This is a genomic window from Serratia sp. CY71090, assembly GCF_052166845.1.
GTDB classification, from domain to species: Bacteria; Pseudomonadota; Gammaproteobacteria; order Enterobacterales; family Enterobacteriaceae; genus Serratia; species Serratia nematodiphila.
Genome location: NZ_JBJNOA010000009.1, coordinates 149,531 through 175,805 on the forward strand (window position 1 = coordinate 149,531; position 26,275 = coordinate 175,805).

General features: G+C 57.6%; 24 protein-coding genes and 1 tRNA gene. 10 read left to right on the forward strand and 15 right to left on the reverse strand.

Annotated features, from left to right (window positions below):
- The first annotated feature begins 35 nt into the window (after nucleotides 1-35).
- Nucleotides 36-632: a transcriptional regulator BetI gene (gene betI / locus ACJ8OK_RS17445; protein WP_033632188.1), complete on the forward strand. Its 597-nt coding sequence runs from the start codon at nucleotides 36-38 to the stop codon at nucleotides 630-632.
- 15 nt (nucleotides 633-647) lie between these two features.
- Here the strand turns inward: betI and ACJ8OK_RS17450 are convergent, their stop codons facing one another.
- Complete coding sequence (locus ACJ8OK_RS17450) at nucleotides 648-2,417, reverse strand: ABCB family ABC transporter ATP-binding protein/permease (protein WP_033633586.1); 1,770 nt, start codon at nucleotides 2,415-2,417, stop codon at nucleotides 648-650.
- Nucleotides 2,418-2,597: 180 nt separating this feature from the next.
- Between ACJ8OK_RS17450 and ACJ8OK_RS17455 the strand changes: the two genes are divergently transcribed.
- The gene (locus tag ACJ8OK_RS17455) at nucleotides 2,598-3,455 is read left to right on the forward strand and encodes an AraC family transcriptional regulator (protein WP_085058848.1); all 858 of its coding nucleotides are present in this window, start codon (nucleotides 2,598-2,600) and stop codon (nucleotides 3,453-3,455) included.
- A gap of 34 nt (nucleotides 3,456-3,489) precedes the next feature.
- On the opposite strand, the gene actS is transcribed toward ACJ8OK_RS17455, so the two are convergent.
- Together actS and ycaC are read right to left on the reverse strand one after the other, a co-directional pair.
- Nucleotides 3,490-4,239: an amidase activator ActS gene (actS, locus tag ACJ8OK_RS17460; protein ID WP_025304102.1), complete on the reverse strand. Its 750-nt coding sequence runs from the start codon at nucleotides 4,237-4,239 to the stop codon at nucleotides 3,490-3,492.
- Between the two features lie 188 nt (nucleotides 4,240-4,427).
- Entirely contained in the window at nucleotides 4,428-5,057 is a 630-nt protein-coding gene (gene ycaC / locus ACJ8OK_RS17465; RefSeq protein ID WP_033632185.1) for an isochorismate family cysteine hydrolase YcaC, read from the reverse strand.
- A gap of 189 nt (nucleotides 5,058-5,246) precedes the next feature.
- Between ycaC and ACJ8OK_RS17470 the strand changes: the two genes are divergently transcribed.
- The 3 genes from ACJ8OK_RS17470 (at nucleotide 5,247) to ACJ8OK_RS17480 (ending at nucleotide 7,284) form a co-directional block, all read left to right on the forward strand.
- Nucleotides 5,247-6,113 carry a LysR substrate-binding domain-containing protein gene (locus tag ACJ8OK_RS17470; protein WP_158526714.1) on the forward strand — a complete coding sequence of 289 codons (867 nt, stop codon included), beginning with the start codon at nucleotides 5,247-5,249 and terminating at the stop codon, nucleotides 6,111-6,113.
- A 127-nt stretch (nucleotides 6,114-6,240) separates the two neighbouring features.
- Nucleotides 6,241-6,810: an HdeD family acid-resistance protein gene (locus ACJ8OK_RS17475; protein WP_004931723.1), complete on the forward strand. Its 570-nt coding sequence runs from the start codon at nucleotides 6,241-6,243 to the stop codon at nucleotides 6,808-6,810.
- A 135-nt stretch (nucleotides 6,811-6,945) separates the two neighbouring features.
- Nucleotides 6,946-7,284 carry a hypothetical protein gene (locus ACJ8OK_RS17480; protein WP_085337097.1) on the forward strand — a complete coding sequence of 113 codons (339 nt, stop codon included), beginning with the start codon at nucleotides 6,946-6,948 and terminating at the stop codon, nucleotides 7,282-7,284.
- A gap of 180 nt (nucleotides 7,285-7,464) precedes the next feature.
- On the opposite strand, the gene ACJ8OK_RS17485 is transcribed toward ACJ8OK_RS17480, so the two are convergent.
- Nucleotides 7,465-8,073 carry an OmpA family protein gene (locus ACJ8OK_RS17485; protein WP_033632184.1) on the reverse strand — a complete coding sequence of 203 codons (609 nt, stop codon included), beginning with the start codon at nucleotides 8,071-8,073 and terminating at the stop codon, nucleotides 7,465-7,467.
- 3 nt (nucleotides 8,074-8,076) lie between these two features.
- Nucleotides 8,077-8,553: a hypothetical protein gene (locus ACJ8OK_RS17490; RefSeq protein ID WP_021505694.1), complete on the reverse strand. Its 477-nt coding sequence runs from the start codon at nucleotides 8,551-8,553 to the stop codon at nucleotides 8,077-8,079.
- Nucleotides 8,554-8,941: 388 nt separating this feature from the next.
- Here ACJ8OK_RS17490 and ACJ8OK_RS17495 point away from each other — a divergent pair, with 388 nt between their 5' ends.
- From ACJ8OK_RS17495 to ACJ8OK_RS17505, 3 genes are all read left to right on the forward strand, one after another.
- On the forward strand, nucleotides 8,942-9,556 hold the full coding sequence (locus tag ACJ8OK_RS17495; protein WP_228392538.1) for a 2OG-Fe dioxygenase family protein: 615 nt from the start codon (nucleotides 8,942-8,944) through the stop codon (nucleotides 9,554-9,556).
- On the forward strand, nucleotides 9,553-10,785 hold the full coding sequence (locus ACJ8OK_RS17500) for a cysteine desulfurase-like protein (RefSeq protein WP_060560172.1): 1,233 nt from the start codon (nucleotides 9,553-9,555) through the stop codon (nucleotides 10,783-10,785). The genes ACJ8OK_RS17495 and ACJ8OK_RS17500 overlap by 4 nt, the downstream gene beginning before the upstream one ends.
- Nucleotides 10,786-11,072: 287 nt before the next feature.
- Nucleotides 11,073-12,065, forward strand: a complete 993-nt coding sequence (locus tag ACJ8OK_RS17505) for a LacI family DNA-binding transcriptional regulator (protein WP_033633585.1) — start codon at nucleotides 11,073-11,075, stop codon at nucleotides 12,063-12,065.
- Between the two features lie 119 nt (nucleotides 12,066-12,184).
- On the opposite strand, the gene ACJ8OK_RS17510 is transcribed toward ACJ8OK_RS17505, so the two are convergent.
- The 4 genes from ACJ8OK_RS17510 to ACJ8OK_RS17525 form a co-directional block, all read right to left on the reverse strand.
- Nucleotides 12,185-13,582 carry a c-type cytochrome gene (locus ACJ8OK_RS17510; RefSeq protein ID WP_048324750.1) on the reverse strand — a complete coding sequence of 466 codons (1,398 nt, stop codon included), beginning with the start codon at nucleotides 13,580-13,582 and terminating at the stop codon, nucleotides 12,185-12,187.
- Entirely contained in the window at nucleotides 13,579-15,231 is a 1,653-nt protein-coding gene (locus ACJ8OK_RS17515; RefSeq protein ID WP_025304112.1) for a GMC family oxidoreductase, read from the reverse strand. Before ACJ8OK_RS17515 ends, ACJ8OK_RS17510 begins: the two co-directional genes overlap by 4 nt.
- Nucleotides 15,228-15,818 (reverse strand): sugar dehydrogenase complex small subunit, encoded by a 591-nt coding sequence (locus ACJ8OK_RS17520; RefSeq protein WP_033632180.1) that lies wholly within the window; start codon nucleotides 15,816-15,818, stop codon nucleotides 15,228-15,230. Before ACJ8OK_RS17520 ends, ACJ8OK_RS17515 begins: the two co-directional genes overlap by 4 nt.
- A gap of 375 nt (nucleotides 15,819-16,193) precedes the next feature.
- Nucleotides 16,194-16,664, reverse strand: a complete 471-nt coding sequence (locus tag ACJ8OK_RS17525) for a YhcH/YjgK/YiaL family protein (protein WP_082997430.1) — start codon at nucleotides 16,662-16,664, stop codon at nucleotides 16,194-16,196.
- A 571-nt stretch (nucleotides 16,665-17,235) separates the two neighbouring features.
- Here ACJ8OK_RS17525 and ACJ8OK_RS17530 point away from each other — a divergent pair.
- Nucleotides 17,236-18,186 carry a 2-hydroxyacid dehydrogenase gene (locus ACJ8OK_RS17530; RefSeq protein WP_103687356.1) on the forward strand — a complete coding sequence of 317 codons (951 nt, stop codon included), beginning with the start codon at nucleotides 17,236-17,238 and terminating at the stop codon, nucleotides 18,184-18,186.
- An 85-nt stretch (nucleotides 18,187-18,271) separates the two neighbouring features.
- A complete protein-coding gene (locus ACJ8OK_RS17535; protein ID WP_442530758.1) occupies nucleotides 18,272-19,582 on the forward strand; it encodes an MFS transporter in 1,311 nt (436 codons plus the stop codon).
- 200 nt (nucleotides 19,583-19,782) lie between these two features.
- Here ACJ8OK_RS17535 and ACJ8OK_RS17540 read toward each other — a convergent pair.
- The 6 genes from ACJ8OK_RS17540 to xerD form a co-directional block, all read right to left on the reverse strand.
- A tRNA-Gly gene (locus tag ACJ8OK_RS17540) sits at nucleotides 19,783-19,856 on the reverse strand.
- 147 nt (nucleotides 19,857-20,003) lie between these two features.
- On the reverse strand, nucleotides 20,004-21,521 hold the full coding sequence (lysS, locus tag ACJ8OK_RS17545) for a lysine--tRNA ligase (protein ID WP_172574927.1): 1,518 nt from the start codon (nucleotides 21,519-21,521) through the stop codon (nucleotides 20,004-20,006).
- A gap of 9 nt (nucleotides 21,522-21,530) precedes the next feature.
- A protein-coding gene (gene prfB, locus ACJ8OK_RS17550; RefSeq protein ID WP_096242572.1) for a peptide chain release factor 2 occupies nucleotides 21,531-22,629 on the reverse strand; the annotation gives its coding sequence in 2 pieces (ribosomal slippage) (nucleotides 21,531-22,553 and nucleotides 22,555-22,629; 1,098 coding nt in all).
- Between the two features lie 166 nt (nucleotides 22,630-22,795).
- Nucleotides 22,796-24,529, reverse strand: coding sequence for a single-stranded-DNA-specific exonuclease RecJ (recJ, locus tag ACJ8OK_RS17555; RefSeq protein WP_033632176.1), 1,734 nt, complete (start codon nucleotides 24,527-24,529; stop codon nucleotides 22,796-22,798).
- 6 nt (nucleotides 24,530-24,535) lie between these two features.
- The gene (gene dsbC / locus ACJ8OK_RS17560) at nucleotides 24,536-25,252 is read right to left on the reverse strand and encodes a bifunctional protein-disulfide isomerase/oxidoreductase DsbC (protein WP_004931688.1); all 717 of its coding nucleotides are present in this window, start codon (nucleotides 25,250-25,252) and stop codon (nucleotides 24,536-24,538) included.
- A 26-nt stretch (nucleotides 25,253-25,278) separates the two neighbouring features.
- Entirely contained in the window at nucleotides 25,279-26,178 is a 900-nt protein-coding gene (xerD, locus tag ACJ8OK_RS17565; protein ID WP_004931685.1) for a site-specific tyrosine recombinase XerD, read from the reverse strand.
- Nucleotides 26,179-26,275 lie beyond the last annotated feature (97 nt).

A 26,275-nucleotide genomic window follows, 5' to 3' on the forward strand; every position in this document is an offset into this window, starting at 1 on the left:
TCCAAAGTGTGATTGGCCTATCAGTTGAGGAAAATATGTACCGAAGAGACATTCCGGAGCAGCGTAAGGAGCAGTTGATTAACGCCGCCTTCGAGACCATAAACGTCGTCGGGCTGGCCGGCGTCACCCTGTCTCAGGTCGCGAAAGAAGCCGGGCTGTCGACCGGCATCGTCAGCCACTATTTTGGCGATAAAGAGGGGTTGCTGAGCGCCACCATGCGCAAGATCCTGCGCGATCTGCGCGACGCGGTGGCCGAGTGCCGCGCGCAAGCGGCGAGCGACAGCCAGTCACAGCTGTTCGCCATTATCCAGGGCAACTTCCACCCCAGCCAAACCAACGCCGTGTCCATGCGCGCCTGGCTCGACTTCTGGGCCGCCAGCATGCACCAACCGGTGCTGCGCCGCCTGCAGCGCGCCAACGATCGGCGGCTCTATTCCAATATTTGCTGCCAATTCCGCCGCGAGCTGCCGCTGCAGCAGGCGCGCGACGCGGCGCGCGGGCTGGCGGCGATGATCGATGGGCTTTGGCTGCGCGGCAGCCTGGCCGGCGACGAGACCGACCTAAAGCGGGACTGCCGCATCGCCTGCGACTACGTGGCGCAGCGGCTCAACGCCGCTCAGCCTCTGAGGTGAACGTGAACGGCTCCGTCAGTGCGGTTCCTGCTCTTCGCTGTACTGAGTTTGCCACATGGCGGCGTAGCGGCCGTTCGCGGCCAGCAACGCCTCGTGCCCCCCGCGCTCGACGATCTCCCCCGCCTCCAGCACGATAATTTCATCGGCATCCACCACGGTGGAGAGCCGATGAGCGATCACCAGCGTGGTGTGATTGCGGCTCACCTCGCGCAGGTGCCCCTGGATTTCGCGCTCGGTCTGGGTATCCAGCGCGCTGGTCGCCTCGTCAAACACCAGGATGGCCGGATTTTTCAGAATGGTGCGCGCAATCGCCACCCGCTGCTTTTCCCCGCCCGACAGCTTCAGCCCGCGCTCGCCCACCCGGGTGTCGTAACCGTCGGGCAGACCGACGATAAAATCATGGATATGCGCCAGCCGCGCCGCCCGCTCGATTTCTTCATCGCTGGAGCCGGTTTTGCCGTAACCGATGTTATAACGCAACGTATCGTTGAACAGCACCGTATCCTGCGGCACGATGCCGATCGCCTGCCGCAGGCTGGCCTGGGTCAGTTGGCGAATGTCCTGGCCGTCGAGGGTAATGGCGCCCCCCTGCACGTCGTAAAAGCGAAACAGCAGGCGCGACAGCGTGGACTTGCCCGCGCCGGAGGCGCCGACCACCGCCACCGTGTGGCCCGCCGGAATGGTAAAGCTCACCTGCTTGAGGATCGGCCGGCGCGTGTCGTAACCGAAGCTGACCGCGTCGAACCTCACTTCGCCGCGATCGAGGCGCAGCGGCTGCGCATCCGGGCTATCGACGATCTCACGCGGTTCCTGCAGCAGATCGAACATGTTCTCCATGTCGATCAGCGCCTGGCGCACCTCGGAATAAATAAAGCCGAAGAAGTTCAGCGGCTGATACAGCTGCAGCAGATAGGCGTTGACCAGCACGAAGTCGCCGACCGTCATCGTCCCCTGCGTAATGCCCCGCGCCGCCATGGTCATCATCACGATCAGTCCGATCGAAATAATGGCGGTTTGCCCCAGGTTGATCGCCGTAAAACTGAATTGGTTCTTGATGGCGGCGTATTCGTACAGCCGGCGCGACAGGTCGAAACGCTCGGCCTCGAACTCTTCATTGCCGAAGTACTTCACGGTCTCATAGTTCAGCAGGCTGTCGATGGATTTGCTGTTGGCGTCGGCGTTGGCCTTGTTGAGCTCGCGGCGAAAGCGGGTGCGCCAGCTGACCGCCAGCACGGTGAACAGGATGTAGCAACCGACCGTCGTCAGGATCGCCAGCGCGAACCAGCCGTTCAGCATATGCCACATGATCGCCGTGACCAGCGAGAGCTCGAACAGGATCGGCACGATGGAGAACAGCAGCCGCGACAGCACCGTGGACACCGCCTGAGTACCGCGCTCGATGGACAACGACAATCCGCCGGTCTGGCGCTCCAGATGGAAACGCAGGCTCAGCGCATGCAGCTGGCGGAACACCCGCACGCCCAACAGGCGCGTGGCGTTCTGGCTGACGTGAATAAACATCACGTTGCGCAGTTCCTCAAACAGCGCGCCGCCCACCCGCGCCACGCCGTAGGCGACGATCAGCCCCAGCGGCACCGCCAGCATTTTCGCCGTCTCGCCGCTCAGTGCATCAACCATCGCTTTGTAGGCCAGCGGCACCAGCGTGGTGCTGACCTTGGCCGCCACCATGAATACGAAGGCCACCACCAGATACCAACGCAGCCGCGGGTTATCTTTCGGCCACAGATAGGGCAGCAGGAATTTCAGCAAACGGGAACGATCCATCATGTAATATTCATCTTCTCGGTCGGGATCGCGGCGCACAGCCGCGCGGGGGTTATGAGTTTGGCCTGGCCGGCGGCGAACGCCGCACCATTCCCTTTTCCTGCAGCGATAACTCAGCATCATCCGTCAGGAGAAGCGGCGGCGGCTCGGGCAAAGTTCAGGCATGGAGGAGACAATCACATGACCCAGACGTATGCAAAGCGCTTTGCGCTGGTCTTTGACTATATCGACCGCCACCTGGACGAGGCGCTCACCGTCGAAAAACTGAGCGAAGTGGCCCACTTTTCGCGCTTTCACTTTCAACGCCAGTTTAGCGCGTATTGTGGCATCTCGGTGTGGCGTTATATCCAGTGGATGAGGCTCAAACGCGCCTCGTACCGCCTGGCGTATAACCCGCTGGAGCCGGTGATTGACATCGCGCTGGACGCCGGTTTTCAAAACCCGGAGTCCTTCAGCCGCGCCTTCAAACAGGCGTTCAGCCAAACGCCAAGCCAGTTTCGCAAACGGCCGGCCTGGATCGATTGGCAACAACGCTTTCCCGAGCCGAAACACAAAAGGAAACAACCCATGAAGGTAGACATTGTCGACTTCCCGGCCACGCCGGTGGCGATGATCGAACATCGCGGCCCGTCCGCGCTGGTCAACGAAACCGCCGCACGCTTTATCGAGTGGCGCAAAATCAGCGGCCTGTCGCCGGTCAGAAGCAGCCGCACTTACGGTATCGCGCCGCACGATCCGGCCACCACCGAAGCGCAGGACTTCCGCTTCTTCATTTGCGGCGAGGTCACTACGCCGATCCCGGAGGACAACGCCTTCGGCGTGGTGAACGGCACGCTGCCGGCCGGGCGCTGCGCGGTGCTGCGCCATCTCGGATCGCTGGATGGGCTCTCGGAAAGCGCCCGCTATCTTTACAGCGAGTGGTTGCCGGCCAGCGGCGAGGAGCTGCGCGATTTTCCGCTCTATTTCCACTACCACAACTTCGTGCACGAGGTGGCGGAATATGAACTGGTGACCGATCTTTATCTGCCGCTGAAATAGCTGACATCCGGCTCCGCAAGGAGCCGGATTGACGTTAACAGGACGGCGACGATCCCTGCGGCGGCAGATAGCGCTGCGGATCGAGCGCGGTGGCGCGATAGCGGATCTGGAAATGCAGGAACACCGAATCGGTGCCGGTGCTGCCCATGGTGCCAATCTTCTGCCCCGCTTTCACATCCTGGCCGTTGCGCACCAACGTAGTGTCGTTGTGCGCGTAGGCGGTAATAAAGTCTTCGCCATGCTTAATCATGATCAGGTTGCCGTAGCCGCGCAGTTGGTTGCCGACGTACACCACTTTGCCCTTGGCGGAAGCATAGATCGGCTGGCCGCGTTTACCGGCGATGTCGATGCCCTTGTTGCCGCCATCGGCATTGGAGTACGCCTGCACGATCCGGCCGCTGGTCGGCCAGCGCCAGCAACGTGCGGCGCCCGGCGGCGGCGTTTGCTTGGCGATCGCGGAGGAAGAAGTTTTACGGCGCGTGGCGGCGGTTTTGGTCGGCGCGCTGCCGCTCAGCCGCAGCTTTTGCCCCACTTCCAGGCTATAAGGAGGGCGTATCTTGTTGATTCTGGCCAGATCGCTGACTTCGCTGTCGGTGATCCAGGCGATGTAATACAGCGTATCGCCCCGTTTGACGGTGTAGGACTTGCCGGTGTAGCTGCCCTTCGGCAGTTTGTCGTAGTCGCGGTTGTAGGTGTTTTTACCCGAACATCCGGCCAACAGCAGCCCCAATGTCAGACACACCGCGATGCGGCGCCACCTCGCCAGCTTGCTTCCTGTGCTCAAATCCTGTCCCCAGTCGTCTTTTCGGTTCTGATACGCCTCAGCCACACAGTGTAACATTTGCGCCGGGTCAGTCAAAAAGCGGGGAAGAGGCAAATATCGGAAAACAGCTGGCGCGGAGGCCGCTGCGGCACGATCGGCGGGAGGAAAAATGGCGCCATAAGGCGCCAAATCATGCAGCGATGCCGGGATTACTGTTTACCTGAGGTCAGCAAACTGAAGCTGGTCATCAGATTGCGATAGTCAGGAATATGTTGAGAGAACAGGTTCCCCAACCCTTCGATATCATTTCGCCAATCGCGGTGCAATTCGCACGCCGCGCCAAACCAACTCATCAGTTGCGCGCCAGCCTGGGACATGCGATCCCAAGCCGCATCGCGCGTAATCGAATTGAACGTGCCGGATGCGTCTGTGATGACGAAAACCTCATACCCCTCTTCCAGCGCAGAGAGCGCAGGAAACGCCACGCAAACCTCGGTCACCACGCCGGCGATGATCAGTTGTTTCTTGCCCGTGGCCTTTACCGCCTTGACGAAATCTTCATTATCCCAGGCATTGATATTGCCGGGACGAGCAATATAGGGGGCGTCAGGGAAAGTTTGCTTTAGCTCTGGCACCAAAGGGCCGTTCGGTCCGTTTTCAAAACTCGTGGTCAGTATTGTCGGTAAATTGAAGTATTTAGCCAGATCGGCCAGCGCCAAAACATTATTTTTGAATTTATCCGGATCCTGATCTCTAACCAGGGACAGTAGCCCGGTCTGATGATCGACTAATAAAACGGCGGCCTGTGTCTTATCTAATCGATTATATTTAAAAGTCATTCCCTTCTCCTTTATCATCAAAATCATCAAATTCCGATCGCCCCATGCATTCCAAGCATGTAGCATACTTTCAAACGCTCCGACATCAGGCTAGCAATGAACCAGCCGGGTAAATAGCACGATTATTGGGAATGAGTGTTTCACCACTGGGAAGGTTAATTTTATATGATAGATTTCAATGAGATGGTTATGTTTGCCAGAGTAGTTGAATGCGGTGGATTTCTTTCCGCCAGTAAGAAGTTTGGTATACCCAAATCGACGCTATCAAGGCGAATATCCAATTTGGAAAAAAGGCTTAATGTCAGACTTATTCAGCGCTCAACGCGAAACCTCATGGTCACCGATATAGGAAAAGAATATTTTCAGTACTGCCTGCAGATGATTAGCACCGCAGAGAAAGCCGAATGCCTTATTATTAACAAAAGCGAAAAACCCACTGGGAAAATAAAACTGACCTGCTCAAACATTCTCCTGGATCTTGGCCTAACGGAAGTGCTGGCGAGATTCATGCTGCAATATCCCAAGGTCAATTTGCATGTGAAAATATTTAATCGCAACGTGGATATTATTTCTGAAGGGTATGACCTCTCATTAAAACTCATCGCCGATGAGCCCAAAAACAGCAATTTGGTGATGCGTCGAATTTGCGCTGTGCCCACCGCATTTATGGTCGCCCCCTCTGCAGCTATTCAGTACCAAAGTATAAATACGCCCGAAGATCTCTCCAGTTTGCCAACGGTCGGGTGGTTATCGACCCATCTTCAGGCCGCCTGGACGTTTCAACAAGCCGATCGCGAAGTCAAAATAAACAACGAGTCGCGCATGGTGTGCGATGACATTCGCCTGATCAAGGAATCGATCGTAAAAGGCGTCGGTGTTGGCTGCCTACCGCTGAAATTAGCCCGCCAGGAACTGCTCGACGGCAGCCTGAAAACGCTGCTCGACGACTGGACATTGGAACAACACAAGATTGTCGCGTTTTACCCTTCCAGACAAGGACTCCCTCCTTCGGTAAGGGCGCTGATTGATTTCATCGTTGATGAACTGGCCGAATAACACGCCGCTTCCAAGCATAAACGCCACGCCGGATTTACCGCAGCGATTAAAAAGTGACTACTATAATAGAGCGCTCGGAAAAATAGAGTGCCCCCGAGGATCGCAACAAAGAGAATGGAGCTGTAACATGCTAAACCTTGATCGCAATAATCTGCCCCTCCTGAGCGAAGAACTGCTCAAAAAGCAACGCACCACCCTGCTGATCATCGCCTTCCTGCTGCTGGCGGGCGGCATACTGTGCCTGGTCAACCCTTTCGCCTCCGGCGCGGCGCTGAGCATCGTGGTCGGCGTCCTGCTGCTGTTGAGCGGCGCCGGGCTGATTATCGCCATGATCGCCAACCGGGCGCAGAATACCTGGCCGATGATCGGCGGCATTCTGCTGGGCGTGGCCTACCTGATTATCGGTTATGTGTTCATCACCAGCCCGCTGGCGGGCATTCTGGCGCTGGCGGTGTACCTTGCCGTGCTGTTCGCGCTCGGCGGTATCGCGCGCCTGGCGGCCGGCTATATGCGCCGCGGATTGCCGGGCAACTGGCTGCAGTTCGTCATTGGCGTACTCGATTTGATCATCGCCTGGATGCTGATCGGCTCAGGCCCGGCGGCGTCGGTCACGCTGGTGACGGCGATCGTCGGCATCGAGATGCTGGTCAGCTCCTTTGCGCTGTTCCAGGCGGCGAATCTGTTTAAACGCGCCTGATGCTACCGGCCCGCCATCGCGGGCCTCATCGCTTTTGTTGCTTCCAGACAAAACAAGGCGATACCCCCTCGGCTTGTCCGTGGTTATCTTCATCGGTAAGTGCCAATATAGGCGCAGACAAGGGAGCTGAAACCGATGACAACCCATTCCAACCCGTTGAACTCGCGGGAAGTCTGCCTGCAATTACGCCATTTCAATCAGGTAATCGGGCAACAATGCCGCAATATGGCGCGCCAAAATACCACCTGCCCGTGCTGCCTGGCGGACATCGCCACCGGTTGCGACGCCGGTATCAAACTGTGCGGCCAGCAGTTGGCCAAACCCAACCCGCAAACCCCGTTATTCCGGCAGATTCGCAACTTGCTGCTCGATCTGCGCGCAGAAGCGATAGGGGTTCACAGAATAGACGTCCTAAACCGCACCAATAACGAAATATCCTGGCTGTTGCGTGAGCTGTATTTCGAGACGTTCTGATCCCGCATTTTGTCGGCGCCGCTAAAGCGAAAGCCGAAAGCGAGATACGGGCTTTTGATCATGTTCATCAATCATTAGCGTCACCGGCTCCACGCCATACAGCCTGAACTCCGCGAGCAGTCAGCGAGAGGAGCCCGTTTAAAAGCGGCTCTGGCAAAGGAAACGTCCACCGGCGCGGGGTTAACCGGCGGCAGCGGTTTTCGGCAACACGAAGTCAACCCGCCGATTCTTGGCCCGGCCCGTCGGCGTGTCGTTGGAAGCCACCGGTTCAGCCTCCCCTTTTCCCCGTTCACTCAGACGAGATTTTTCTACCCCGTGTGCGATCAGCCAAACAGCCACCGCACGTGCGCGTCGCAGCGACAGATCCTGATTATATTTATCGCTGCCCACCGCATCGGTATGCCCCTCGATCACCACGTTCCCTACCGGTTCGGCCGCGATAAATTGCGCCACCTGTTGCAGCGCAGGCTCCGCTTTAGCAGCAATCGCATCGCTGTCGAAGGCGAACAGCACATCGCTGCGCATCGATAACGTGACGGCATTTTTGCTGTCTCTGACAGAAATGTCGGCGGATTGTTTAGCCAAATCCGCTGCCTTACTCTGCAAGTCAAGGACGCCGGCATTCAGCCCCGAAGGCAAACCAACCAAATCCAGCCGGGTAGCCTTGAGATCGAGTATCACCGGTTTCCCCACGGATGCCGGCTCTCCGCTGTCAGCCCATGAACCCAATGACACCATCCCAAAGGCTAACATCCCACCCACACAGGCGGCTTTCCTGAGGCCGTTCATCGCTCAACGATCCGTAATGGCTATCGGCCCGAGCGGCTCGACGTTGGCGATCGTCAGGTACACCTCTTTCACATCAGGTGGAGGCGCGGGGAAGCTGCCAAACCAGGTGGCGACATAGGGAATGCCTGAGCTTGAGCTGAATGACACGTTGGGAGAGGCCAGTGGGACATTATTGCTATCGGTAAGCAGCAGGTATTTTTTATTACCCACCAGAATGTAGAAGGATTTCTCAAGACTGCTTTTATCCAGACTGCTATACAAACCTTGTCCATTAAGGTTGTCTTTCAACCCTTTGAAACGCACTTTGATGGTCAGGATTTCACCGTGGCGCACGGCCTCGGTCACTTGCGCTTCGGCTACGCCGCTGCTGACGATCCCGGTAGCCAACGGGGTCACGGGGGGATCCTCCGCGAACGCCATGCCGGGAAGCATTATCGAAGCAAACAGGCAGGAAATGACGAATTTTCTGACATGCTGCATGATCGGAGTCCTTATTCAGGGGGAATTTAAGATTGTTCTTTCAACAACCAGGCAATGCCACTGCGGTCACTCTGTCCCGGAATTATAGTAAAGCACCTCATATTCATGAGAGTTATCCCTGAAAGCGTAACCTTGGTCACGTTATGCTTACGCATGAATTCTCCCCCGTTAGCGCTTATTTTGCTGAATGACCGGCTTCATACCAGCATTCCCTTCCGCTCATCCTCTCCGCTGTTCACCCCACTTTACGACCGCCGTCACACCTCGCCACCGCTAAATTGCGTTGGTTATAGAGTCGTCTACAATTCAATCGAATTACCCCCTACAACATCAGAAATTATTATTATTAGAGGTGATTATGTTACAGAAACACGAAAACGTAATAAGTATGACTGTACTAAGCCCGCAAGCCACCCAACAGCTGATGCCATCGTTCTCCTCCTTGCCCCACACGCAACACGCCGACGGCAAATATCGCCTGCGCCGTTATTCTGTCGTTAAATACCTCAACCCCAACGTCGTCGAAGTGGGGCCGCGCACCTTCATGCAGTCGGATCAGATCAACCACTTCCAGGGCAATGTGGTACGCCGCTTCGAACCTATCGACAGCGCCGTGTTGCAGAGCGCCGGCATGGCAGAGATGTGCAACCTGTTTGCAGAAAGCAACGAACTGCCGGAAGGCGCCGAGATAGAGATCCACCAGATGCGCGTGGTCGCCATCGAGAAAGACACCCAGGTAGCGCCGGAAGGCATTCACCAGGACGGTTTCGACCATATCGCGATGATCGCCATTCACCGGCACAACATCGTCGGCGGTGAAATCATGCTGTATGACGACAGCCACCACGCCCCTTTCTTTAAAAAAGCGCTGGCGGATGGTGAAGCCGTGCTGCTGGCGGACAGCAAACTGTGGCACAACGCCACGCCGATCAACGCCGTGAGCCCGGAAGAAGAAGGTCATTTGGATCTCTTTGTCCTCACCGCGCGGGGGGAGAAAGCATGACCTTTACCCCCGAGCTCGCCCGCGCCCAGTTCAGCGCGCTGTCACAGCAGATCGACGGCAAACCGGCCATCTTTTTCGACGGCCCCGGCGGTGCGCAGGTTTCACGGGGCGTGCTGGAAAAAATGACCGACTACCTGGGAAGGTACAACGCCAACCTGGGCGGCCACTATTTCTCGAGCCGGGTCACCGGCGAGGTGATGGGCCAGGCGCGGGAATCGGTGCGCGCCTTGTTAAATGCGCCGTCGCCCGACAACATCGTCTTCGGCATGAACATGACCACGCTGACTTTCCATCTCAGCCGCATCATCAGCCGCGACTGGCAGGCCGGCGATGAAGTCATCGTCACCGCACTGGATCACTACGCCAACGTCTCCAGTTGGCAGCAGGCTGCCGCCGACAAAGGGGCCGCGGTGCATCAGATACCGCTGGAGAGCGCCGACTGCGCATTGGATGCCGCGAAAGTGTGCGAGCGCATCAACGCCAACACCCGTCTGGTGGCGGTCAGCTACGCCTCCAACGTCACCGGCAGCATCGTCGATATCAAAACCATCGTCGAAGCCGCGCATCGGGTCGGCGCGCAGGTGTATATCGACGCCGTGCACTATGCGCCGCACAACCTGATTGACGTGCAGGCGCTGGGCTGTGACTTCCTGGTGTGTTCCGCCTACAAGTTCTTTGGCCCGCACGTCGGCATGGCCTACATCGCGCCGCAGTGGTTGCAGCGCCTGCGACCTTATAAGGTCGAGCCGGCCACCGACGTCGGCCCCGGCCGTTTCGAGACCGGCACGCAAAGCTTCGAAGCGCTGGCCGGCGTCGCGGCCGCTATCGAGTATTTGGCGCAGTGGGGCACGCCCGGTGCGCCGTTAAGACAGCGTTTGCAGGAGAGCTTCGCCGCCTACCACCGGCATGAAGAGGCGCTGTGCAGTCACTTTTTGCAACGTCTGCAGCAACTCGACGGCGTGCGGCTCTACGGCAATCCCCAGGCGGACAGCGCACGCCGCACGCCAACCTTCGCCCTGACCTTCAGCGGCCATACGCCTGACGCGATCGCCCGCCGCCTGGGGCAGCACAACATCTGCGCCGGCAGCGGGCATTTCTATGCGTTGGGCTTGGTGCAACAGCTGGGGCTGCAGGACAGCGGCGTGCTGCGCATCGGCATGATGCACTACAACACTCAGGGCGAGATCGATACGCTGTTCAACGTGATCGCCGAAGATATTCTCAGTTAACCCGGCCATATCGGCCCGTTCATCTTATTGGGCGGGCCGAATAAGGTATCAAACGGCCGGTCTTTTCTTCCACCGCGCCCACGGCGCACAGATGCGTGCCTTTCTTTTCCCGCGTTACGAAATGCGGAGATAACGGACATATAATGCCGGAACGGGAAAAGAGGCCGGGATCGGCGCATCGTGCGGTTGTCACCGGATACGGCGGAGGCAGCGCATTGCGCGCATTCTCTTTTGACTCGGCAGTGGGCATAATGACAAACACGGTCTGGGTCAGATGAGTATGAATGGTGAAGTCGCAGCGCATTACGTTAAATGACATTGCTGTACTGGCTGGTGTCACCAAAATGACGGTCAGTCGCTATCTGCGCACGCCGGACAGGGTTAAACCGGAAACCGCTGCGCGCATCGCCGCCGTGATCGAGGAAGTCGGCTATCAGGCCGATCCTGACAATCCCGCCCTCTATTCCAATAGCCCTCCCCTCATCGGCGTTCTGGTTCCTTCTTTTAACAATCTGATATTTGCTGATGTCCTCGCCGGCATTGAATCCGTGACGTCTATACATGGCTATCAGACGCTGGTCGTCAATTATGACTACAACAGCAAACGCGAAGAGGAGCAAATTGCCGCGATCCTGGCTTGTAAGATCAAAGGGCTGCTGCTGACCGAGTCGGTCCATAGTCTGCGGGCGGAAAAATTCCTGAAGACGGCAAAAATACCCGTTGCTGAAATCATGGGGCTGTCAGGCAATGCAGATCGAATTAACGTGGGTTTTGATAATGTGAAAGCCGGCTACGATATGACCACCATGTTGCTGGCCAGCGGTAAAAAACGCATTATCTATTTTGGTTCAATGTCTGATATCCGCGATGAACAGCGTTACACGGGATATTGTCAGGCAATGGCTAACCATGATTTACCTACCGGTCGTATTTCCCCCAATAAGATCTCTTCCATTTCAATTGGGACAGGCATGATGACGCTTGCGAGCCAGATGTACCCGGATATGGATGGAATTCTCTGTACCAACGACGATCTGGCCGTGGGCGTGTTACAGGAATGCCTGGCAAACGGTATCAGCGTTCCAGCGCAAATTGCCATTGCCGGATTTCACGGTCTTGAGATCGGGCAGATCATCACCCCTCGGTTAGCCAGCGTACTGACGCCACGGTATGAGATGGGGAAAGTGGCGACAGAGATCATAATAAAAAAAATTAAAGGGCTGCCGACCATTGAACGTGTCGATCTCCACTTCCGCCTGTCAATGGGGGAGACAATATAGCTTTCCCCGCCAGTGACTTCAGCACTGGCCATAGCTACCCGCGCCGTCAGAAGAACGTCACTCGCTATCCCGACCAGAAATTCGGCCAGATGGCGTCACCCACCTGACCGAACGCCCCCTTAACGTGTCTTGCGTCGCCGGAGCCAGAATAGGACCAGCAGAATAATGACGACCGCCGCGACGGCCATGCCAGGCAGAATCATCGGCTGTGCGCGCGCCAACAGCGGTTTCGGGCCCCCGGCGCGCACCTCACTCACGTCGGCCTCGCTCACGCTCAGCGCGCTGTTGCCGTATTTCTGCAGCACGAAGTTAGCGATATCGGCAACCTGCTTATCCGTCAGCTCTCCGACATAGGAACCGGCGCCAAAGCTCGGCATCAGGACGTGCTTGCCGTCAACCCGGCGATCAACCCCCTGCAAAATGGCGGCAATCAGGTTTGACGGATTGCTCGCGGCCGTGGTGGAGTTGTTGAATAGCGAAGGATAGGCCTGGTTCAAACTGCCGCTGCCGTCAGGCTGATGGCAACTGGCGCAGTAGCCGCTGTAGAGCGCCTCGCCGCTATTGAGCGTGTGGTTGGCGTTGGGCGAATCCATGCCGCGGAGATGGTGCTCAACGTTGTAGTGCGCCTGACCAAGGCCATTGCCCTGGCGCCCCTCGCCCTGTGACGGCACGGTCTTCAGGTAAGTTGCAATCGCCCGCAGCTGCCGGTCGGTCAGGTATTGGAAGCTGTGCTCAACGGCTTCAGCCATTGGCCCCGCAGCTTGTGCGCGCCCTTCCGCCCGACCGGTTTTCAGGTAGTCCACTAACTCCTGCTCGCTCCAGTCGCCGATCCCTTCCTGGCGATCGGCGGTGATATTCGGCGCGTACCAAGCCCCCAACGATGCCCCCATCAGGAAGCGCGAATTGTCTTCCGCCATCAGCACATTACGCGGCGTATGACAGGTTCCGCAGTGAGCCGGGCCCTGCACCAGCGCGGCCCCCTCGTTCCACGCCTCACCTTTCGTCTCATCCGGGGTGAAACGCCGATTGTCCAAATAAAGCATGTTCCACACCGCCATGGAGAGGCGGATGTTGAACGGAAACGGCAGATCGGTTTGGCGCTTGGCCGGCTCATCGACCGGGGCAACGCCATGCATGAAATAGGTATACAACGCGTGGATCTCGTCATCACTCAGACGGGTATAGGCGGTGTAAGGCATTGCCGGATAGAGATACGTCCCATCTTGCCGGATCCCAGAGCGCAGAACCTCGGCAAACGCCGCTTCAGAATAGCCACCGATGCCGTATTTTACCGATGGGGTTATATTGGTGGCGTAGATAGTGCCCATGGGAGAAGCAATGCCGTACCCTCCGGCAAAAGGCTTGCCCTGCTGCTGCGTATTCGTATGGCAGGCCATGCAGTCCGAGGCGATAGCCAGCGCTTGCCCTTTAGCGATCAGATCGCCGTCCTGGGCATGCGCCGCGAAGCCGCTTCCCAGCAGCAGCGTCGCTGCCAGCGAGTGGGTGATTTTATTCATTTGCTCTCCAGGGCGCGCAGTACGTCATTGGCCGCCTTGAGTCCAAGAGCCGCCATTGTCAACGTGGTGTTGACAACGCTGGCTGAAACCATGGCGCCTCCACCCGGGATCCAAAGGTTGTCATGATCGTGGGCGCGGCAATTGCCGTTCACCACCGAGTTCGTGGGATCGCTGCCCATGATCGTGCCGCCCATAATGTGGTTGTTGGCATTCAGCTTGTCGTTAATCACAAACTCTTGCGCATCAAACAAGTCGCCAATCTGCCGTAGCTGGGTTTTGACCACTTCCAGCCCTTTGCGCACATAATCGCCGACGTCGTAGTGGATGTCCGGGCAGGCCAGGCCATGCTTGTCTTTGCGGGTGGGGCTCAGGGTCAGACGGTTGTTCGGGTCCGGCAGCGGTTCCAGGCTGATGGAGAGATCCACCGAGCGGCTGGCGCGATCGCGCACTTCATCCTGCAGCGCCTTGCCGACCTTGCCCGTTTTCAGAACTTCAAGGGCGGAGGGGATCACCCGGTTGATATTGTTGATGATGATCTTGTTGGCGGAGTGGTCGCTGCGGAACGCGCCGTCACGATACCCCACCATGCAGCTGCTCTGCGCCGGGCCGCGTCCAACCCACAGAGCCTCTCGCGCCAGGAAGGAGCAGTGCAGGCCAGAGTGATCCATCATGTTGCGCCCCACCTGATCCGAGCTGTTCGCGATGCCATTCGGGTTCTTTTCGTTGGCCGCCAGCAGCAGTAAGCGCGGGTTCTCAATCCCATTGCAGGCCAGAACGAACGTTTTACCGATCGCCCGATGGGAGTTGTGCGCCGTGTCGTACCAGTGAACGGCGGTGACGCGGTTATTATCGTCGGTGTCAATTTTGTACACCACCGCCTCGGGGATCACCTTCGCCCCCTTGTGTTCGGCCCGTTCAACGTGGTGAATGCCGTTGTACATCGCCCCGATCGGGCAAATCGGCTGGCAATTGTTATTGCCGCAGCAGGTGGGCCGTCCGTTCCAGGGCCGGGTGCTGCGGCCTTGCGGAATGGGCACCGATTTAAAACCGTGAGGATTAACAATCTCAGCAATGCGTCTGTCGCCGTAGGCCCAGGGCACCATGTCCATCGGGTAAGGCCCGCTGCGTTCCGCAGGGGACTGCCACTCCGGATTATTCGGGCCGGCAACGCCGATTTCCTCTTCGGCTTTCGCGTACCACGGTTCGATATCTTCGTAGGAAATAGGCCAGTCTCTCCCCACGCCATAGAGGGATTTCATGCGAAAATCATTGGGATGGTTGCGCCAGCAAGAAGCGGCCCAGTGCCAGGTGGTTCCCCCCACCACACGCAAATAGCCCTGTTTAAAGCCTGAGCCATTGGGGCCGGTCAGTTTGATATAGTCGTTCTCCGGGAAATAGAGCGGCGCGGTGGCGTACTCCGATTGCGGGTAAAGCCCCTGAAAATCCGACCCCGCACGATTGTGCAGTGGCATATTGCGCCAGTTTTCCACAGCCTGTGCGCGCTCAATGCGCGGGCCTGCCTCAAGCACCAGCACCGAGTAGCCCTGGCTCACCAAAGCATCCGCCATCAGACCGCCCACAATACCGGAACCGACAATGACGACATCGGCCTCTGCATCGCCGGAAGCATTAATTATTGGGCTTTTCACACGCGGTCCTCATATTTTTTTTTATCGGCTACGGCAGGCAAATCTGTTGCGGGAATGGAAGGTTGGCGGGTAACGCCCGGCGGCAAGCCGGTCCACCACAGCGGGCCAAAATTGCACCAGGTCGGCACAATCAGGGCATCCTGAACCGTGCGATACATCAGCGCCTCTTTATAACTAATCAACTGACCCTGCTCAGCGTTTGAAGGATCTACGGTTCCGGTATACCACGCGGTCACAATTGCCTGGATAAGCTCCCTCTGCCCCTGTTCAATCGCATGTCGGTTCAAGGTTTCCGCATCGGTGGCTTGCTGGCTCAGGATGAACAGGGCGTTGAGTTGCGAGTTCAACTGCGGAAAATGTTCGCGCAGTGCGGAAAAATAGCGGGCGGAGAGTGTGACGTCCAAATCGTCAAACTCGGTAATTTTTCTCGAAATTTGCAAAAATTGCGCGTATTCAACGGGCGAGGCGGCAATTTGCGTCCGTTCGGCATAGGTTATATTTGAATAAGGCAACAGGCTGGCGGCGACGATGACGCCCACCATTTTCCCCAGCGCCTCCCTGCGGGTAAGCACGATTTTCAACGACATTATTAGCTCCGAAATAATTTATTTTTATATAGTTTTTTTAATATCTATCAGAACGCAGGCAAACCAAAATAAAAAATTGTGCTGATGGGGAGGAACCGCATTAAAAGATCAAGGCGTTATGGGATTGGCTACATCGCCTACAGAGGTAAACTCACGGCCTTAATGATGTGATGTGAACCTGAAGCAAATATCCCTGTAAATAATACGGCGTAATCTCTGCCGTAAATTTATTCAACCCAACTCAATCTTTAAAAGTTAGGGGTTATGGCTTTGACGGGAAAGGCGTATTCTTCGGAATCGCTGCAGACGGCGGATGAACGAGGCTTTCCGCCGGGCAGCCTGAAGTAGCGATACCAGCCGCCGTTGAACGTCTTGCTACGTCAGCAGGGTGCCGTCGATTTTCGCCACAATTTTACGCAGAACTGCCGGCGTTGTGCAGGTACTCATCGGGCGATGCAGCTCCCCCGGAAAGATAACGGCCAGTTCACCGGGTTGCAGGTGGATGAGAGTCTCACCGGGGATCGCCGGGCTAAACCCAAGGTCGTGCGCCTCGTTAAATGGCTCACTCAGGGGCAAAGGCAGCCCCAGAACCCCGGCGCCAATCACTTCTCTCCCTTCCAGGACAAGATGGATATCCAGATACTGGCGATGAAACTCCGGCTTCTGGTCGGCCAATAGTTTGGTTTCCCCTTCAACGACGTTAAAGAACATCTGTTTACCCTGCACCTGATAGTGGCCGACAGGTAAATTGTACGGCTCACTGTCAATAATGCTGGCCAGCATTTTTCGAATGGCTACCGGATAGAATTTATTATTTACGGCAGTGGTTAAAGCATCAATAATCATAATATTTTCTCTGGTCAATATCGGCTCGGTATTTCACCGACAAGAACAATGGCTGGGTAGTTTTATGGCAACAGGCAATCTCGGTGTAATTACGGTAGAATCGCTATTAGATCGTTCTACGGGCGCCACTATGAATAAGCAACAAAGCAAACCGCTTTGTTGCTAATATTTACAACCTATCACCACTGTGAGTAAACTCCACCTGAAAGGCTATTCGGCATGGTGAAATAAGTCATGACCTATCTCACGGTTTTTAGCCGCTTAAAACTGTGACAAAAGTCACTTAATTAAGTGTTACGAAACGACGTTACTTATCCTGTGATCCACGGCAGAAAATCACTGGATATTCACCGCCCTCACCAAAATCGATCGATTCCGCCTTCTCCCCCTACGGGCATAATGGGTTATTTTCCCTGATAGTCACTGGCAGAAACCACGAAATTGCACACGAGATCACGCCAGCAGTAACATGCTTTTTTAACACTCTTTGGCGTGATGCAGATCGCAAAAATAAGCGGTAAAAAAACGTCTGATACAGGGTATCCCCTATTTTTCAGACAGGATCGCAACGATGCACACTGACACTCAACCTACCATTTTACTTATCGCGCCGGTGATGGATGCTTTGCAAGCCGCGTTGGACGCCCGCTACCGGGTATTCCGTCTCTATGAACAATCAGATATTCCAGCCTTCCTGGTTCGCCATGGCGCAGACGTTCAGGCGGTGGTCACCCGTGGTGATGTGGGGGTAACCCGAGAGACGCTGGAGCAGTTGCCGCAGGTGGGCATGATTGCTGTCTTTGGCGTGGGAACCGACGCTATCGATCTCAACTACACCCGGGAACGCCATATCAGCGTCGGGATCACCGCCGGCGTGCTGACCGATGATGTGGCAGATCTGGCTCTGGGGCTAATGCTGTCCGCCGGCCGCCGCCTCTGCCAAGGGGACCGATTTGTACGCGAAGGCCGTTGGGAAACGACGCCGCCACCGCTGGCGACCAAAGTGAGCGGTAAACGCATCGGTATTTTCGGCATGGGGAATATCGGCCAAGCCATCGCCCGCCGGGCGAAAGGCTTCGATATGACCATCCTGTATACTGACCGCCAGCGCAAAGACGGCCTGGATTACCAGTGGTGCGCCGATCTGCACACGCTCGCAGCACAGAGTGATTTCCTGGTGATCGCGGCATCCGGCAGTGCGGAAAACCGCGGGATTATTGATGCCAGCGTATTTAACGCCATGCCCGAACGCGCCTGGCTTATCAATATCGCCCGCGGCAGCCTGGTCGATGAGGCGGCGCTGATAAAGGCGTTACAAAATCATGTTATCGCCGGGGCCGCTCTGGATGTCTTTGAAAACGAACCCCATGTCCCGACAGCGTTCTTTGCTCTCGAGAATGTTCTGCTTCAACCCCATGTGGCCAGCGCTACCGTAGAAACCCGTCAGGGAATGAGCCAATCCGTTTTGGATAATCTGGCAGGTTATTTTTCACATCAGGATATTCCTGGGTTAATTCAATAAAAATGATCGTTTGAGTTACGAATAATCATTTTTATCCGCCAACACAATATTCTCTGTGAATGGCGGATATCATCGAGACGCTATTATGACCGATAAAATACCAGGAACTCGCTGGCTGCGGGTTATCGCGCCGATCCTTATCACCTGCATTATTTCATTTATGGATCGCGTTAATATCAGCTTTGCTCTGCCGGGCGGCATGGAACAGGATTTAGGCATTACCAGCCAGATGGCTGGCGTGGCCAGCGGTATCTTTTTTATTGGTTATTTATTTCTGCAAATCCCTGGCGGACGACTTGCGGTTTACGGTAGCGGAAAACGTTTTATAGCCTGGTCGCTCGTGGCCTGGGCGATTGTCTCTATCGCCACCGGGTTCGTCACCCATGAATATCAACTGCTCGTGCTGCGTTTTATTCTCGGGATCTCCGAAGGGGGAATGTTGCCCGTCGTGCTGACCATGGTAAGCAATTGGTTCCCGGAAAAAGAACTGGGGCGCGCCAATGCCTTTGTCATGATGTTTGCCCCACTAGGGGGGATGCTGACCGCCCCGGTTTCCGGCGCGATTATTGCCACTCTCGACTGGCGCTGGCTGTTCATTATCGAAGGCTTGTTGTCGGTCGTGGTGTTGACCATTTGGTGGCTGGTAATCAGTGACCGTCCGGAAGAGGCGCGTTGGCTACCGGCGAAGGAACGCGACTATTTATTGACCGAACTGGCCCGGGAGCGCAAAGCGCGGGAAGGGAGGGTGCCGGCAGCGAAGGCGCCGTTAAAAGCGGTGTTTCGCAACAAGGGATTGATGCGCCTGGTCGTGCTGAATTTCTTTTACCAGACCGGAGACTATGGGTATACGTTGTGGCTGCCCACCATCTTGAAAAACCTGACCGGTGGCAGCATGGCCAATGTTGGGGTATTGGCGATCCTGCCGTTTGTTGCCACTCTGGCGGGGATTTATGTGATTTCGATGTTCAGCGATCGCAGCGGTAAACGCCGTTTGTGGGTCAGGATCTCCCTGTACTGTTTTGCGGCGGCGCTGATAGCCTCGGTGATCCTGCATGAGCACGTGGTGGCCGCCTATATCGCGTTGGTGGTGTGCGGCTTCTTCCTTAAAGCGGCGACCAGCCCCTTCTGGTCAATTCCCGGACGCATTGCGGCGGCGGAAGTGGCGGGCAGCGCACGCGGGGTGATCAACGGGCTGGGCAACCTCGGTGGGTTTTGCGGCCCCTATCTGGTAGGCGTCATGATTTATCTGCACGGACAGAACGTCGCGGTTTGCGCGCTGGCGGCATCGCTGTTGCTGGCAGGAAGTATCACCTTCCTGCTGCCGAAAGAATGCGACCGCTCCTGCGAAGAAACGGACAACCGCCTGCCATCCGGGGCTAAACAGAAGTGGAGTTAAACGGTAATGGCGCGCTGTGGGCAGCAACGGCGGCTCACACCCGCATCAGGATTGGGCGGCGCGTTGTATTATCGCGGTTAAATGCCAGGCCAATGGCTTGAGCGACTCACAAGCCAACCCGCACCAAACGGTGATGCGATCGTTGAGAATCAGCTTTTCTAAAAACTGTTATAACTCAATGGGGTGATGCATAGGGAGATTGGAGCGGGTGAAGGGAATCGAACCCTCGTATGCAGCTTGGGAAGCTGCCGTTCTACCATTGAACTACACCCGCATCGGTGTGCGACAGGCATTATAACCGGTTATCGGCGGCGGGCAAGCGGAGATGGCGCGTAACTGTCGATGTTTTAAGCGGTTAAGTCCCGTAGACGAAAAAAAACCGGCGCAGTCGCCTGCACCGGTTGTTGCACGCTAAACGGGATTATTTCTGTGGGCGCATCGCCGGGAACAGAATCACGTCGCGGATGGTGTGGCTGTTGGTGAACAGCATCACCATGCGGTCGATACCGATGCCCAGACCGGCAGTCGGCGGCAGGCCGTGCTCCAGCGCGGTGACGTAGTCTTCGTCGTAGAACATCGCTTCGTCGTCGCCGGCGTCTTTAGCATTCACCTGATCGGCGAAGCGTTGCGCCTGGTCTTCGGCGTCGTTCAGCTCGGAGAAACCGTTGCCGATTTCACGGCCGCCGATGAAGAACTCAAAGCGGTCGGTGATTTCCGGGTTCACGTCGTTGCGGCGCGCCAGCGGCGACACTTCAGCCGGGTACTCGGTGATGAAGGTCGGCTGAATAAGATGGCTTTCCGCCACTTCTTCGAAGATCTCGGTCACGACGCGGCCCAGGCCCCAGCTCTTCTCAACCTTGATGCCGATGGATTCGGCGATGGCCACCGCTTTGCCCATGTCGGCCAGGTCAGCCAGATCGGTTTCCGGACGGTATTTCTTGATCGCCTCGGTCATGGTCAGCTTCTCGAACGGCTTGCCGAAGTCGAACACTTCGTCGCCGTACTGCACCTGAGAGGTGCCCAGCACTTTCTCGGTCAGGGTGCGGAACAGGGTCTCGGTCAGCTCGATCAGGTCTTTGTAATCCGCGTAAGCCATGTAGAGTTCCATCATGGTGAACTCTGGGTTATGACGCGGAGAAACGCCTTCGTTGCGGAAGTTGCGGTTGATTTCGAACACGCGCTCGAAGCCGCCGACCACCAGACGCTTCAGATACAGTTCCGGCGCGATGCGCAGGTACATGTCGATATCCAGCGCATTGTGGTGCGTGATGAACGGACGCGCGGACGCGCCGCCCGGGATCACCTGCATCATCGGGGTTTCGACTTCCATGAAGCCGCGTTCCACCATGAAGTTACGGATAGCGGACATCACCTGCGAACGCACCTTGAAGGTGTTGCGCGATTCTTCGTTGGCGATCAGATCCAGATAACGCTGGCGGTAACGGGTTTCCTGATCCGCCAGGCCGTGGAATTTGTCCGGCAGCGGGCGCAGCGCTTTGGTCAGCAGACGCAGTTCGGTGCAGTGGATCGACAGTTCGCCGGTCTTGGTTTTGAACAGCTTGCCGCGCGCGCCGAGGATATCGCCCAGGTCCCACTTCTTGAACTGCTCGTTGTACACGCCTTCAGCCAGATCGTCGCGCGCGACGTACAGCTGAATGCGGCCGCCCACGTCCTGCAGCGTAACGAAGGATGCCTTGCCCATAATGCGGCGGGTCATCATGCGGCCGGCGACGGTCACTTCTACGTCCAGCGCTTCCAGCTCTTCGTTGTCTTTATCGCCGTACGCGGCGTGCAGTTTGTCGGAGGTGGAGTCGCGACGGAAGTCGTTCGGGAACGCAATGCCGTTCTCACGCAGGCCGGCCAGTTTCTCGCGGCGGGACTGCAGTTCGTTATTGAGATCCAGCGCCTGATCGGCGCCCTGTACTTGTTGTTCAGACATTTCTATTCCTCATAACCCGGCTTTCAAACTTGCCTCAATGAATTTATCCAGGTCGCCATCCAGTACGGCCTGCGTGTTACGCGTTTCGACGTTGGTGCGCAAATCCTTGATGCGGGAGTCATCCAGCACGTAAGAACGGATTTGGCTGCCCCAGCCGATGTCGGACTTGTTGTCTTCCATCGTCTGCTTATCAGCATTTTTCTTTTGCATCTCAAACTCGTACAGCTTGGCTCGCAGCTGTTTAAACGCTTGATCCTTGTTCTTATGCTGAGAACGATCGTTCTGGCACTGCACCACGATGTTGGTTGGCAGGTGAGTAATACGTACGGCGGATTCGGTTTTGTTGACGTGCTGACCGCCCGCACCGGAGGCGCGGTACACGTCGATACGCAGATCCGCCGGGTTGATTTCGATATCGATATCGTCGTCGACTTCCGGGTAGATGAACACCGAGCTGAACGAGGTGTGGCGACGGCCGCCGGAGTCGAACGGGCTCTTGCGCACCAGGCGATGAACGCCGGTTTCAGTGCGCAACCAGCCGAACGCGTAGTCGCCGATGATCTTGATGGTGGCCGATTTCAGGCCCGCGACGTCGCCGTCGGATTCTTCGATCACTTCGGTCTTGAAGCCCTTGGCTTCGGCCCAGCGCAGGTACATGCGCAGCAGCATGCTGGCCCAGTCCTGCGCTTCGGTGCCGCCGGAGCCTGCCTGGATATCCAGGTAGCAGTCGGCGCTGTCGTATTCGCCGGAGAACATGCGGCGGAATTCCAACTGATCCAGCTTGCTCATCAGTTGATCCAGCTCGGCGACCGCTTCGTTGAAGGTCTCTTCATCGTCGGCTTCCACCGCCAGTTCCAGCAGCCCGCCGACGTCTTCGCCGCCCTGCTCCAGCTGATCGATGGTTTCAACGATGGCTTCCAGCGCGGCGCGCTCTTTGCCGAGCGCCTGCGCGCGCTCCGGCTCGTTCCAGACGTCCGGCTGTTCCAGCTCGGCGTTGACTTCTTCTAGGCGTTCCTTCTTGGCATCATAGTCAAAGATACCCCCTAAGAACCGCAGTCCGCTCGGACAGGTCCTGAATTCGGTTTTTTACCGGGTTAATTTCAAACATGGTTTCGTTCTTTTACGTTGATGTCGTCGATGGCGGAATGCCATTGGAACCGCTAATTCTAACGGATCCGGGCGGCAGTTTATAGCGAGTTGGTCAGTTTTTGTGGCGATCGGGAAGGATGCAGGGGATTGGAGAGTCCAATCCCCGAGTTGTGTTCAATTTCGCCTCAGCGCGGCCAAAGGTGCTGGATCAGCAGTTGCACGTTGCGGTTGCCGCGAAACTCGTTGACGTCGAGTTTGTAGGCCAGTTCCACTTCACGCACGCTGCTGTCCGGCCACAGCGTGGTGTCCACGTTGAACGCGATGCCGTCGAGCAACGGGCCGCCGCCAAGCGGTTCCACCATCAGCTTCAGGTGTTTCTCACCCACCAGCCGCTGCTGCAGGATGCGGAACTTGCCGTCGAAGGTCGGTTCCGGGAACGCCTGGCCCCACGGGCCGCCCTCGCGCAGCAGCTCCGCCGTGGTCAACGACAGCTCCTGCATCGCCAGTTCGCCATCGGACCAGATCACCCCTTCCAACATCGCCGGATCGAGCCATTCGCCCACCAGCTCGCCGAAACGCTGGCGGAACTCGTCGAATTTGGCCTCTTCCAGCGACAGCCCGGCCGCCATCGCGTGGCCGCCGAACTTCATCATCAGCCCGGGGTTCAGCATATCCAGCCGCTCCAGCGCGTCGCGCATGTGCAGGCCGGGCACCGAACGGCCGGAGCCCTTCAGAATGCCTTCGCCCGCCGGCGCGAACGCGATCACCGGGCGGTGGAAACGCTCTTTGATGCGCGAAGCGAGGATGCCCACCACGCCCTGGTGCCATTCCGGGTGATACATCGCCAACCCGTAAGGCAGCTCGGTGCTGGTGCGCTCCAGCTGATCGCACAGCTGCAGGGCTTCAACCTGCATGCCCTGCTCGATCTCGCGTCGCGTCTGGTTCAGCGCATCGAGATCGTTGGCCAGCATGCGCGCCTGCGCGATGTCGTCGCTCAGCAGCAGCGCCACGCCAATCGACATGTCGTCCAGCCGGCCGGCGGCGTTGAGCCGCGGGCCGAGGGCGAAACCGAGATCGTTGGCCGCCAGCTGGCGGGCATCGCGGTTGGCCACTTCAAGCAGCGCGCGGATGCCCGGGCGGCATTTGCCGGCGCGAATACGGTTTAACCCCTGATACACCAGAATGCGGTTGTTGGCGTCCAGCGGCACCACGTCAGCCACGGTGCCGAGCGCCACCAGATCCAGCAGTTCCGCCAGATTCGGCATCGCCAGCGCGCGCTGCTCGAACCAGCCACTGTCCCGCAGGCGGGCGCGCAGCGCCAGCATCAGGTAGAACGCCACGCCTACCCCCGCCAGCGATTTGGACGGGAAGGCGCAGCCGCGCAGGTTGGGATTGACGATCGCTTCGGCCGCCGGCAGGGTCTCACCCGGCAGGTGGTGATCGGTCACCAGCACCTGCATGCCCTTGGCGTGCGCCACATCGACGCCGGCGTGGGAGGAGATGCCGTTATCGACGGTAACAATGAGTTCTGCGCCGCGCGCCGCCGCCTGCTCCACCACTTCGGGGCTCAGGCCGTAGCCGTCTTCGAAGCGGTTTGGCACCAGATAATCGACGGCTGCGCCGCCCATGCTGCGCAGCGCCAACACCGTCAGCGCGGTGCTGGTGGCGCCATCGGCGTCGAAATCGCCCACCACCATGATGCGGCGGCCGTCGGCCAGCGCCTGTTGCAGCAGGCTGACGGCGTCGTCGATACCGTCCAGCTGTTGCCAGGGCAGCATGCCCTTGACGCTGCGTTCCAGCTCTTGCTCAGCCTGCACGCCGCGCAGGGCGTAAAGCCGGCGCAGCAGCGGCGGCAAACTGGCGGGCAGATGCGTGTCGTCCGCCGCCGGGCGGCGGCGTAGTTGCGTTTTGATACTCACCGGCGATTAACCACCGGCTTTGGTGGCGGCCTGGTGCGCATCCAGCATGGCGGCCATCTCTTTCGGCCCCTGATAGCCCGGGATCATCATGCCGTTTTCCAGGATGATGGCCGGCGTGCCCTGAATGCCGAACTGCACGCCCAGCTCGTAATGCTTGCTGATGTCGGTTTTACAGGTCGCCGGAGAAACGGCGTCGCCCTTCATGGCGGCGTCGAACGCCTTGGCCTTGTCGGCGGTGCACCAGATCGACTGCATGTCTTTTTCAGCCTGGGATGCCAGCCCCTGGCGCGGGAATGCCAGGTAACGCACGGTAATGCCCAGATCGTTGTACTCTTTCATCTGCTGATGCAGCTTGTGACAGTAACCGCAGGTGATGTCGGTGAACACGGTGATCACGTGTTTCTCTTTCGGCGCCTTGTACACGATCATCTGATCTTTCAGCGCGTCCATCTTGCTGCTCAGCAGTTGGTTGGTCACGTTGACCGGCTCTTTGCCGCTGACGTCGAACAGCGGGCCCTGCAGGATGTGCTTGCCGTCTTCGGAGGCGTACAGCACGCCGCTGTCGGTCAGCACGGTTTTCAGGCCGTTGACCGGTGAAGGCTGCACGTCCGCCTGCTGGATGCCCAGGCTGGCGAGCGCTTTTTTGATCGCCGCGTCATCGGCATGGGCGGCGCCGGCCACCGAGGCCACCAGCAGTGAAAGCAGCATTAAACCTTTTTTCATTATTCCAATCCTTTCGAACCCGCCGCTCAGGCGCGCGGGTGATGCTGTTGATGTAGCTGTTTCAGTCGTTCGGTCGCTACATGTGTATAAATTTGCGTGGTCGAGAGATCGCTGTGCCCTAACAACATCTGTACGACACGGAGATCGGCCCCATGGTTCAGCAAATGGGTAGCGAACGCGTGCCGCAACACGTGCGGCGACAGACGCTCGCTGTCGATGCCCGCAAGGATGGCATAGTGTTTGATGCGATGCCAGAACGTCTGTCGGGTCATTTGCTGGCAGCGGGTGCTGGGGAACAGCACATCCAGCGTCTGGCCGTTGACCAGCCATGGGCGGCCGTGCTCCAGATAGTTTTCGATCCAGTAGACCGCCTCTTCGCCCAGCGGCACCAGCCGCTCCTTGTTGCCCTTGCCGATCACCCGCACCACGCCCTGACGCAGGCTGACGTCGCTGATGTTCAGCCCCACCAGCTCGGAAACCCGCAGCCCGGTGGCGTACAACACTTCGAGCATCGCCTTGTCACGCAGCTCCAGCGGCTGATCGACGCAGGGCGCCTGCAGCAATGCATCGACCTGCGCCTCGCTCAGATCCTTCGGCAAGCGCTGCGGCAATTTGGGAGACGCCAGCTGCGCGGTGGGATCGTCGGCGCGCAGCTTTTCGCGGTACAGATATTGAAACAGGCGCCTCATGGCGCTCAACAAACGCGCGGAGCTGGTGGCCTTGTAACCGCCATCCACCCGCTCGGCGAGAAACGCCTGCAGATCCAACGCCTGCGCCTGCAGCAAATCGGTCTTCTGCTGGCCAAGCCAGGCGCCCAGGGCCTGCAAATCCAGCCGATAGGAGGCCAGCGTATTTTCCGCCAGATTGCGCTCAAGCCACAGCGCATCCAGGAATTGTTCAATCAGCGCATTGTCTTGCTGTTGCACGCGGTCCTCTCTTTGTTGCATTTCCACCCGCGCCATTATGCCTTAAGCCGGGGCAAATCAGGTATACTCGCTGCAATTCTCTAAACAGCAACGTAAC